The organism is Paenibacillus lautus NBRC 15380 (assembly GCF_004000945.1).
GTDB classification, from domain to species: Bacteria; Bacillota; Bacilli; order Paenibacillales; family Paenibacillaceae; genus Paenibacillus_AQ; species Paenibacillus_AQ lautus.
Window position 1 is genome coordinate 168,485 of the sequence record NZ_BIMF01000003.1, and the last position, 10,665, is coordinate 179,149.

Here is a 10,665-nt window from a genome sequence, read left to right on the forward strand (position 1 = left end):
AGGGGCATTCCAAAAGATCTAAGATCTTTCGGGATGCCTCTTTTCTTTTAATTGTTAGCATGAGCGACATCCTTATTTTAGAAAATCCAGATATATCCTTGCAAGTTTACTTAGAATCTCCATGCTTTCCTCAACATTATTAGTCTCTAAAGAATGATTTGCATTAGGAATTTCAATGACCTCTCTGACTTTGTCTATGTTAATTTGGTCTGCAAGTTCACGATTAAACACTTCATCTTTTGTACCATAAACCACAAGTCCATTAAACTTGTTGATATAGTGAATGGTGTCTTTAATTGGTGTCAAAAATAAATGTTTTATAGGAATTTCAAGTTTCCCATGAACTTCTCCAGCAACTATTGTCCCTAAGCTTTTACTAATAAAAACAACTTGATTATACTTGCCAATGATTCGTTGAACCGATTCGTGGCTTTCATCTATTACTCTTTGCAGATCATTAACATCCAAATTCGTTCTCGCAGCTTGATATCCATACTCCAGTACCATTAAGTCAAAACCACTTTGAAGTGCGGAAGTTCCAGCTACCACGAACTCTTTTTCACTGTCTACCATGAGGGGGAAATTACCACGGAATAGCGCTCTTTATTTCACGTCCTTATTCCTTATCAAAATAAACGGTTTTTCCTGTATCTGCGGATACATACACCGCTTCTAATATTTGTGAAACAATCATAGCTTCCCTCGGTTTAACCAAGGGTTCGGTATCGTTCACGATACTGTGAATCCATTGTTTGGCTTCATACTCGAAATCGGTCATTTCTTCTCCCCTGAATTGTTCCCTTGCATTCGGATTCACTTCGATTTTATTCAGGAATAAGCTCCCGTCCCTCTCGCCATTGATCCGCAGTTCATTTTTAGCAAAATCCGCTCCCCCCTTCGTTCCGCAAAGCAGGTTGCCGCCGCCTTCCGCAATGTTAAGGGCCCAACTGGTTTCAATGATGACCGTAGCTCCATTTTTAAATTTCACATACCCGAACGCCGAGTCTTCTACCTCGAATTCGTTTGGATCCCAGGCCCCCCATTCGTTCGCGGCATTTTCGGTAAACTTCAGTTTATGGAAGACACTGCCGACAACACTCTCCGGTTCATAGTTATCCATCAACCATAGGATCAGATCAAGGGAGTGGGTTCCAATATCGATCATAGGACCGCCCCCCTGTTTCTCTTTATCCAGAAACACGCCCCATGTTGGCACGCCTCGTCTTCGGGTAGCGACAGCCTTTGCAAAATAGATATCTCCAAGTTCCCCATCGGCGATCATCTTTTTTAGCAGTTGGCTTTTGGCGTTGGAACGATTCTGGTACCCGACGGTGAGTTTCTTGCCTGTTCTTAAGTGGGCTTCGTACATCGCTTTGGCCTCGGCACCTGTGACGGCCATTGGTTTTTCACACATGACATGTTTGCCGCTTTCAAGCGCATCAATGGAAATCGTCGCGTGAGAGCTGTTCGGTGTTAGCACATGTACAACCTCAATATCTGCCATAGCAAGCAGATCTTTATAATTGGTAAACACCTTTGCGTCAGGTGTACCGTATTTTTTTGCGGCGTCCTCGGCTCTTTCCGGCTTCAAGTCGCAGAAGGCCACCATCTGTACATGATCTAACTTGGACAAACACGGCATATGTTTGCCGTTCGCAATCATTCCGCAACCGATGATCCCTACTTTTACGGTTCTCATGGCATTCCCTCCCTCGCGTTATTTGAACTCTACCGTTCGGTTTTCTTTATGAGCGATGTATGCCGCTTCCAATAGCTCCGTCAATTTCGTGCCCTCTTCCAGTCCGAAAGGCATCGGCTTGTCATGAATCAATGCATCTGCCCATTGGATGATCGGGAGCGGCTGCTCTTTAGGGAGTTGATTAGGTGAAATCCATCCGGAAAAAGGAACATCGAGTTTCTTCGAGCTGACTCTAACGGTATCATCTGAGATCATCAAGGTGCCCTCCGTACCGTAAATCTCAAGGGCAGAAGGAGTTTTGTACGTAACAAGGCTTGTTTCGACCAGCGCTACCGCGTTGTTTACGAACTCAATGGAGCACTGCGCATTATCTTCCACTGCCCGATTGGTGAAATAATGAAACATGGATGTGATTCTTTTGGGCTTACCGAGCAGCCAACTGGCGATGTACATCGGATGACAGCCCAAATCCATCATGGCTCCACCCCCTGTTTGCTTCTCATCATACCAGTAATCGGGGAGCCAATTATTCAAAGCACCGTCGTGGCCGTTACGAATTCGCAAAAGCGTAATGTCCCCTAATACATGCTCATCGATCAGTTGCTTGGCGAACAATGGGTGCGGCCTTGTGCGAGCGGGAAATGAAATACAGAACTTGACGCCTGCTTTACGTACCGCCGCGGATATCCGATCGCATTCTTGGACGGTAAGAGCCATGGCTTTCTCGGTAAAAATGTGTTTGCCGGCCTCAGCGGCAGCTACCATGACGTCGGCATGCATGCTTGTAGGGGCATCCACCACGACGCCATCGATGTCTTCCCGTTGCAGCAGCGTGTCCAAATCCGCTTCAAAATTCGTTCCCAACTCAGCAGCCCATTCGCTTCCGCGTTCAGGCTGTTCGTCCCAAACTGCCGTGAGCTTAACGTTTCCGTGAGATTGTAACCTTCTGGCGTAATCATCTGCATGCACATGCCACTTACTTAACATCGCAACGTTCAACATGCGTTTTCCCTCCGTCATCGTTTATATTTTCACCAAATTTTATTTATCTTCAAAGGGAGGCGACGTAAATACAAGGTTAGAAAGTGATTGGGGATGGCAGTGACACCATCCACACCATCCCGCAAACTCCCTTCACTAGAACCCTACATCATCTCGTTCTGCAGCTTTTTGAGCCACGAACTCCGCCATTTCTTCCACGCCGGCAGCTCTAAATTTTTCTTGAACGCTATGAAGCATATTTAGAGCCTCTTCATCTGACGCCGCAAAAAATGCTTTCTTAAATTCCTCATCGAAATTCAAACTGCTGGTTTTATCGATATATTCCTGATATTTGGGCCACTCTCTTGCAAGGTAGCTGGCGCTTACTTTGTCTATGATTTTGATCGGCATTTTTGCCGAGAAGCTCTCCTCCAGCTTTTGCCACTCCGTCTTTTGATCTTCGGGCGTAGGCCAAGTGACTTCATTGGAGAATGCCCCGATGAACCTTCCTGGAAGATAATTGAGCCCTGCGTCTCTCTTCAGATCCGGATTTTCATCGAATTGTTTTTTCACATCAGGAATCCATTGAGGTATCCCGTTTTCCATGGTATAGTGCGTGCCTTCGATCCCGAAATACGCAAGCAATCGGCCCTCTTCGCTGTTGACATAATCAATGTACCGCAATGCCGCATCGGGATCTTTGATGTCTGCGCTTAAGAATAGAACAGGGAAACCGGAACGGCCGGGCTTTTCCACTTGCGTTCGAATGTTTCCGCTCTTATTCTTCATCGGTCCGAGTAGTTCATATTGCATTTCCGGATTTGTCTTATAAAGCGTTTTTTGTAAATCAACTAACATCGGTTGGGCTCCGAATACGGCGAGCTTGCCCGTAGTCAACTTTTCATTTGCTGTTGTACTCGTATTGTTGAAGGCTTCAAGATCAAACAAACCTTCCGTTAATAATTTTCTCATGTACAACAACCTAGCTTCATGATCCTTGGATTGCGTCCAGTGGATCAGTTTTCCATCCACTTCACGGAAGTCCGAAATCGTATAATCCGTCCACCCGGCAAGGAATTGGCCGTAATCCCATCCATTCCACATGGTTCCGGCCGGAATGACCGGCTTCCCGCCAATATCCTTGAAACCGCCATCTCTTATCTTGATCAATAGATCAACTAGTTCTTCTTGCGTATCAATATCCTCCGCTTTTACATTTAAAGCTTTCAGGATATCTCCCCTGGCAAAAAGGCCGTAATTCCAATTATGAATGCTCTCGGGGGTTCCGTCCGGGGTCTCCGTAGGAATGAGATACGTCTTGCCTTCAAATTCGGGACTATTGAGATCGAACTCGGCAAAATCCTTTGCAATCCCGGTCGTCACAAGTCTTTTAATATTCGGGTATTTATCGAGATAAGGGGTTAAATCCAGAAGCTGTCCTTCCATAGCCGCCTTCTTGATGACTTGTCCTTCTCCTCCTGTAGTAGACCAGAAAGGTGCGTTAACAATATCCGGAACCGTACCGGAAGCAAAAATGGTGTTTAGTTTTTCTACTTCGCTTGTTGTGATGGATTCCAGTTTCAACGTTACCCCGGTTTTTTCCCTAATTTGTTGGGCTACGGGATTATTCTCCTGGTCCTGCGGGAAACCGGCTCCGCCACCGTTCCAAGCACTGAGGAAAGTCAAGGTTACCGGCTTTATTTCTTCAGTACCTGACTCCTTCGGACCCGTGTCAACCGTGCCTGCATCCTCCCCTCCGCCTTTTCCCGTACATGCCGTCATGGTCACTAAAAGCAGTAAAGCGATTAGTGCCATGCCAAGCACACTCCTACGCCTGTTCTTCCTCATCCTACAATCCCCTTCCATTGGAAGTTTTTATATAAAAGGCATAGCCTTTTATACCAACTACTCCTTAAGTGAACCTACCAGTACGCCTTTCACAAAATACTTCTGAAGAAATGGATACACACAGATGATCGGGGTCGTTATGATAATGACGAAAGTCATCCTCAAGGCTTCCGGCGTTACTCCTCGCAGCTCCATCTGAGTCTCGGTCATGTTTTGAATCGCAGATCCGCTATTTCCCGAGGACGACGTCATCGACTGGAAAGACGCTTCGCTGATCATCTTGTTAAGGAACGTAGCTGCAGGCTGCAGGTTTTCATTCTGTATGAAAAACTGACCGGTAAACCAGTCATTCCACACGCCCACCCCAACAAATAAGGCAATGGTAGCAAGCACCGGCATCGAAAGAGGCAGTATGATTCTTGCAAATACCGACAACTCACTTGCCCCGTCGATTCGGGCCGACTCCGACAGACCTTCGGGGATCCCGTCGAAGAAGGTTTTCATGATAATCGCATTGAAAAAATTATATAGGGATGGCAGCACCAACACCCAAAACGTATCCAGGATGTGTAATTGCCGGAACAGGATAAACGTCGGAATAAGTCCTCCGCTGAACAACGTCGTAAAGAAAAAGAAGAATACGATATACTTTCTTCCGGGCAAACCTTTCCGCGAAAGTGCGTAGGCTAGCAAGGCCGTCAAAAATACGGAGGCAACCGTGACCACAACGGTTCGGGTAATGGAAATATAAAACGAATTCAAGATCAAATGGTTGCTGAAAGCTTTAGCATAGTTTTCTAATGTAAACACTCTAGGAAAAAAATAGATTCCACCCTTCATCGCATCGTAGCCGTCATTGAAAGAAAGGGCCAGAAAATAAATAAATGGATAGAGTGCCGTAGCGCAGAACAAAAGCAGCACCGCATAGTTAAGCGTCATATACATTTTATCTGCTGGCGTCAGTCTTCTCACACCCATACACACACCTCCTTATCTTCAGTGCTAGCTGATTACCATAACGATACGTTACTCACGCGTCTGGATATATTATTGACAGCAACAATGAGCAGCAGCGAAATCGCAGACTTGAATAAACCAATGGCCGTGGAATAGGCTAATTGCCCCTGTTGTAGGCCTGTTTTTAAGACATAGGTGTCCAATATCTCCGAGACGCTTAATGTGGCCGGGGACTGCATCAGCCAGATTTGGTCAAAACCCGCGTTCAGTATTCCGCTGAGGGAGAATATGAGCAATATGCCTATCGTTGGAGTCAGGCATGGAAGCGTGATCTTAAATAGTTTGCTCCATCGACCTGCCCCGTCGATTTCCGCAGCTTCATACAAGTGCGGATCGATATTCGTTAACGCGGCTAAATAAATAATCGAACCCCAGCCTACACCTTTCCAGATGTCGGAAATGATGACCAATGGATAGAATAATTCCGGCTTTCCCATAAAAAAGATCGGATCCAAACCCATTTGGAAGCGAATGTCATTAATAAGCCCAACGTTCGGAGACAGGATTTTTTGAAGTAAGGTAACGACAACGACCCACGAAACGAAGTGCGGCAGATAGGAAATCGTTTGAAACACTCTTTTGAATTTTTTGTGCATGACGGCATTGAGCATTAAGGCTAGGATCAATGGAGCTGGAAATCCGAAAAAAAGTTTAAGGGCACTAATGGATAACGTATTGCGGAGTACATCGTAAAAACTGGAATCGTTTAAAAACTGTTCGAAATATTTAAAGCCTGCCCACGGACTCCCCAATATTCCCAAATTGAATTTGTAATCTTTGAACGCTATTAAAATGCCGTACATCGGATAGTAAGCAAAAACCAGAAACCAGATAAGAGCAGGAAGCAAAAATAAATATATATGCCTGAAATACCATATTTTACTCAGTTTCTTATTCTTCTTTAATTGCTCAAATCCAGGGATAACCACACCCTTTGGTACCATTCTCCGAACACCTCCTACATCTTCGTCGTATCGGATTTTTACGAATCCATTCCCGATAGCTTAGGAACAGAGCCAATGCCCATGATTTTCGATGTTTCGACGGTATATAGCGACTGTCTCCCCCTCCTTCATTGCAAACGGTTTCATATCTATAGTTTAAATATATTCAATATGGTGTTGAAATCATTCCACAATTTCCTCATTTGGATAAAAAGTAATCTTCAGGTCAAAAGGTTCTGGTGGTTTCATTAAAGAATGCATGGGGGGCTGCTTGAAAAAGAAAGCTGCTGTTGAGCAAGAGGAGGCTCCTGTTCTTTAGGTTATAGATAACGGGTTAAGCACCCCTTCTCCCATCCTTCTTTTCAGGCGCTTTTATTCCTTGGTGAGGTACATTATATTCAATATATACTTATAAAATTGCTTTGAGATAAAGCGACCTGTGAATGGTTGAACTTCTGCTGGATTTTTTTATGGATTTGGGACTTATTATGGGGGGATTTGATGAGAGGAAGTTGTAGTTGACCTAGTAGAAGAGCCCAAACGCCCTCGCTTCGTTCGATTAGAAAGCGCGTCGGACTCGTTATTAGGTTACCTATATATAAGAGAGTAGCGGGTGTTGATATCATGAAGTGGAGAAAACGTTTTTTCCCGTCGTCTCGCCAATCACCAATTCCGGCTCCACTAGGGTTTTAAAGTATTTTCCGTGTTGCCCGTCTTCACTGTTAATGACCTCAAGCAGCGTGCAAGCCGCGCGGTAACCCATGTCTCGTTCAAACTGTTTAACATGCGTGAACGTGCTGTATCCTTCGATGATGGAAGTCGGATCGTCAAAACTGATGATGGATATGTCCTCAGGCACCTTCAATCCAGCTTGACGTGCCATCTGATAGATTTTCACGCCAAGACTTCCATTTAACGTAATGTAGGCCGTTGCCATTCGATTTTGAATATAGCGGTATAGGGGATGTGTTTGAGCTTGCACCAGACTTCCAATTTCAAAATCGGTTACGATGTGGGCAGGGTTAATGAGTGATCCCTTTTCCTTGAAGGCATTCATATATCCATCGATCCGCTCTTGAACAGTAACGGTTTGTATGGGCGAATCGGAGCAAATAGCGATATCACGATGCCCCAGCTCCCACAGGTAATTTACAGCCATGTTAACGCCAAGCCTGCCGTCCGACGCTATATAATGAGTTTCCACCCCTGGAAGGTAACGGTCGATGAGAACGAACGGAAAACCCGCAAATTTCATGCTTAATATTTCCTCGTTGAATAATTCCTCGTCAACCGGGAAAATCAGTAAGCCTTCGACTCCGATTTTACTACATGTCTGGATAGCCTCTTTTTCCTTATCAAGGTTGCCCTCTGATAAATAGATAACGCAGCGGTAATCGTTCTCATTGAGTGCTTGCTGAATGCCTTGTATAAGTCTAATGGTAAAGTAGTCATAAATGCTCGGCATAATTAGGCCTATCAACCGTGTCCACGTTTCTCCGCTAGTTTTATGGATTTGCTTTACAGCACTTTTTGGAGATGTCGTCGGAATTTCATATTCAGGATCGCTTACAAAAGTCCCTTTTCCGGGCACCCTCGTTATGATTCTTTCGTTAACCAAACCGGACAGGGCATTCACGACCGTAATCTTGCTTACTCCGAAACGCTCCATGAGTTCCTTTTCCGTAGGTATACGGTCACCAACCTTCAAAACTTGCGATGTTATCAAGTCGCGTATATACTCTTGAACCATCTGATACAAAGGTATTCTTTCCGTTGGGTTCATCCGAATCACCACATTTCAATCAATATGTTCAATATATACATTACGAAAGACGCAATCGTATTATTCCAAGAACAGTAAATTCAAAGAGAAATGGGCTTTTTATGATCTCCATTTAAGGTAGTGTAAGCTACCGTCGTCTATAAGACATCATCGTCAGCTAACTCATCTGCCTGGAGTTCGTAATTTTCTAAATTAGCTGGGATCTTTAATCTTTCCATATCGCCATCAAGGATTACTCCCATTTGCTCGCGTGTTTGAAAACAGATCATACGGTTCGTTGTTTTTTAAGGCATGAATATAAACTTGAGCAATCTTACGGGACTGACCCCATTTGTGAGACAGGGATCAAAACATCTTTCAAGTTTAAGCAGCCTGTTGCCGAAATTGAACATGCTACTGGTTGTTTAGTTTTGTTTGAATGCGAATTGAGTTATAGTAAATAATGTAGTCTCGAACGGTCTGCTCGACGATTACCGTCGTCGTACAGGTTAAACCTTCGAAATAGAACGTTTCAGACTTTAGCGTGGAATGAAACGATTCAATGGGGGCATTATTAGCGGGCGTACCCTTACAGGACATGCTCATGGTAATGCCTTTTCCCTTTACAGCTTCTTGATAGGCCTGAGATGTGCAGACGCTGCCCTGATTGCTATGGAGCATGGTACCTGGTAGTGCTGATAACTGACTCGGTGTGTCCAGGACAAACCCTGTGTCTTGCTTGTCAGAAATACTGTATGCGACAATCTCTCTGTTAAAAAAGTCCAAAATGCTCGACAGGTATAACATTTTTCCGCCGAACGGCAAATACGTAATATCTGTAACAAGTTTTTGCATGAGTTGCATCGGCCTCAAAATGACGCTTCAACAACTGTTCTACGATGTAAGCTCCTGCCCTGTAGGTTTGCGTTTCTTTACTTTGACACGACATTGGAGCCCCCCGCGCTGCATAATCCGCCGCACGCGTTTATCGTTAATCTTTCGTTCCATTCGAGGCAGTGCCGTGATCTTCCGATATCCATAACGAAATTTTTGCTGAACAGCGTTCACGAATCTTCACTACCATGTGATCTTTACATCGGCTCCCGAAGGCATCCTTCCAGCGATAGTAGGTGGAGCGAGGAAGCCCGATCCATGCACACGCTTGAGTTACACTGACTTCCCCTCGAACGGACTCACCCCACTCCACTAAAGTCTTTGGCGACACACTCCTTTGCATTTCCGCGAACTTTTTAGGAAATCTAATTGTTGCTTCAGAAACCGATTTTCCGCCTGTACCTTCTCGAGCTCTGATGTATATTCAGGCCCTTTACCGTAGTTGTATTGTTTACCGACAGACTGCTCCAACCGGTTCTATTAGCCACTACGATACCATCTCATCCAGTTCTCCACTTGTGTCTTGTTTCGTATGTTCAGTCGCTCAATGACTTCTTTCACTGGAATGCCATCCATTCTCATTTCAATGGCTTGCTTCTTCACTTCTACCGGATAGCTGACTCTTGTTGCCAACGTAAAAACACCTCCAAGGTTGTCCCCATATCTTACGAAATGGTTACATTCTCTGGAAGGTGTTTTAATTTGTCTCACGCTATGGGGTCAGCCCCGATGATTCCTCGACACTTCCATTTTACTAAGGTGCGGCTTCTTTTGTATGACAAAATTAAAAAGCGGGGAGCCGGGCATCGATTATACTCGTCAAAAAGAGTTGTTTACGAATACGATTTCGGAAATTCGAAATGGGAAGAAAATGCAGGAGCATCCCTTCAGACCGATACGTTAGAGAATCGGTATATTGATTAGCAGGTTTTCTATGGATTAAGTTTCACCTTTCGGGCGAAAAGGATTGAACTTCTTTCTGACGTTCGCACTTCCATACATAGTAAACGCGCATCATTCAACCATTTTTCTCTAACTAAATCAGGTTTTCCCTCCCAAGCGTCAGGCCAATGTTCCATAGGGGTAAAGTCATCAAGAATGATGATTCCATCCAAGTTTACCGCATCAATCACCAGATCGGCTTCATTGAATTTAGCCTCTTTGATATCAATAAACACAAAATCAAATGGCCCATATGTCAAAATCGACTTCCAACCACCTTGTAAGATTTCAATCTTGTGATTGATAAATATTTTTCTGACTTGCTCAATTTGTTCCTGTTTGTGATCGATCGTTATAAGGTTCGAGTCTGGGCTCATGCCGGATAATATCCATGCGCTCCCTACTCCATAACCCATGCCAATCTCGGCAATTCTGGCCTTCCTTTTCAGACCGCTAGAAATTTGCAGAAATTTCCCGACTTCATATGTACAAGACTGTGCAAAATTATTTTTGCCGGCAAGTTTAAGAGCACGCTGTACTAATTTAGGTATGATCGATTGGGTTGTCAAACATTCATC

The 10,665-nt window shown here is 44.5% G+C and carries 9 protein-coding genes and 1 pseudogene; 1 reads left to right on the forward strand and 9 read right to left on the reverse strand.

Features of this window, described 5'->3' with window-relative positions:
- Window positions 1-72: 72 nt before the first annotated feature.
- From PLA01S_RS07890 to PLA01S_RS33010, 8 genes and pseudogenes are all read right to left on the reverse strand, one after another.
- Window positions 73-573 (reverse strand): alpha/beta hydrolase, encoded by a 501-nt coding sequence (locus PLA01S_RS07890; RefSeq protein WP_246059392.1) that lies wholly within the window; start codon window positions 571-573, stop codon window positions 73-75.
- A 43-nt stretch (window positions 574-616) separates the two neighbouring features.
- Window positions 617-1,699: a Gfo/Idh/MocA family protein gene (locus PLA01S_RS07895; protein ID WP_127591412.1), complete on the reverse strand. Its 1,083-nt coding sequence runs from the start codon at window positions 1,697-1,699 to the stop codon at window positions 617-619.
- A gap of 18 nt (window positions 1,700-1,717) precedes the next feature.
- Window positions 1,718-2,701 carry a Gfo/Idh/MocA family protein gene (locus PLA01S_RS07900; protein ID WP_127591414.1) on the reverse strand — a complete coding sequence of 328 codons (984 nt, stop codon included), beginning with the start codon at window positions 2,699-2,701 and terminating at the stop codon, window positions 1,718-1,720.
- Between the two features lie 135 nt (window positions 2,702-2,836).
- Window positions 2,837-4,528 carry an extracellular solute-binding protein gene (locus tag PLA01S_RS07905; protein WP_246059393.1) on the reverse strand — a complete coding sequence of 564 codons (1,692 nt, stop codon included), beginning with the start codon at window positions 4,526-4,528 and terminating at the stop codon, window positions 2,837-2,839.
- A gap of 57 nt (window positions 4,529-4,585) precedes the next feature.
- Window positions 4,586-5,506 carry a carbohydrate ABC transporter permease gene (locus PLA01S_RS07910; RefSeq protein WP_127591415.1) on the reverse strand — a complete coding sequence of 307 codons (921 nt, stop codon included), beginning with the start codon at window positions 5,504-5,506 and terminating at the stop codon, window positions 4,586-4,588.
- A gap of 32 nt (window positions 5,507-5,538) precedes the next feature.
- Window positions 5,539-6,489, reverse strand: coding sequence for an ABC transporter permease (locus tag PLA01S_RS07915; RefSeq protein WP_127591416.1), 951 nt, complete (start codon window positions 6,487-6,489; stop codon window positions 5,539-5,541).
- Between the two features lie 622 nt (window positions 6,490-7,111).
- A complete protein-coding gene (locus PLA01S_RS07920) occupies window positions 7,112-8,272 on the reverse strand; it encodes a GntR family transcriptional regulator (protein WP_127591418.1) in 1,161 nt (386 codons plus the stop codon).
- A 393-nt stretch (window positions 8,273-8,665) separates the two neighbouring features.
- A pseudogene (locus PLA01S_RS33010) lies at window positions 8,666-9,778 on the reverse strand (IS3 family transposase).
- Between the two features lie 142 nt (window positions 9,779-9,920).
- On the opposite strand from PLA01S_RS33010, the gene PLA01S_RS32810 reads away from it, so the two are divergent.
- Window positions 9,921-10,049, forward strand: coding sequence for a hypothetical protein (locus tag PLA01S_RS32810; protein WP_272868138.1), 129 nt, complete (start codon window positions 9,921-9,923; stop codon window positions 10,047-10,049).
- Window positions 10,050-10,077: 28 nt separating this feature from the next.
- Here the strand turns inward: PLA01S_RS32810 and PLA01S_RS07940 are convergent, their stop codons facing one another.
- Window positions 10,078-10,656: an O-methyltransferase gene (locus PLA01S_RS07940; RefSeq protein WP_127591423.1), complete on the reverse strand. Its 579-nt coding sequence runs from the start codon at window positions 10,654-10,656 to the stop codon at window positions 10,078-10,080.
- Window positions 10,657-10,665 lie beyond the last annotated feature (9 nt).

What these genes read in the sequence shown, in the direction of transcription:
- PLA01S_RS07890 (WP_246059392.1), bottom strand. Translation starts at nt 573, where the DNA reads ATGGTAGACAGTGAAAAAGAGTTCGTGGTAGCTGGAACTTCCGCACTT.
- PLA01S_RS07895 (WP_127591412.1), bottom strand. Translation starts at nt 1,699, where the DNA reads ATGAGAACCGTAAAAGTAGGGATCATCGGTTGCGGAATGATTGCGAAC.
- PLA01S_RS07900 (WP_127591414.1), bottom strand. Translation starts at nt 2,701, where the DNA reads ATGTTGAACGTTGCGATGTTAAGTAAGTGGCATGTGCATGCAGATGAT.
- PLA01S_RS07905 (WP_246059393.1), bottom strand. Translation starts at nt 4,528, where the DNA reads ATGAGGAAGAACAGGCGTAGGAGTGTGCTTGGCATGGCACTAATCGCT.
- PLA01S_RS07910 (WP_127591415.1), bottom strand. Translation starts at nt 5,506, where the DNA reads ATGGGTGTGAGAAGACTGACGCCAGCAGATAAAATGTATATGACGCTT.
- PLA01S_RS07915 (WP_127591416.1), bottom strand. Translation starts at nt 6,489, where the DNA reads ATGGTACCAAAGGGTGTGGTTATCCCTGGATTTGAGCAATTAAAGAAG.
- PLA01S_RS07920 (WP_127591418.1), bottom strand. Translation starts at nt 8,272, where the DNA reads ATGAACCCAACGGAAAGAATACCTTTGTATCAGATGGTTCAAGAGTAT.
- PLA01S_RS32810 (WP_272868138.1), top strand. Translation starts at nt 9,921, where the DNA reads ATGACAAAATTAAAAAGCGGGGAGCCGGGCATCGATTATACTCGTCAA.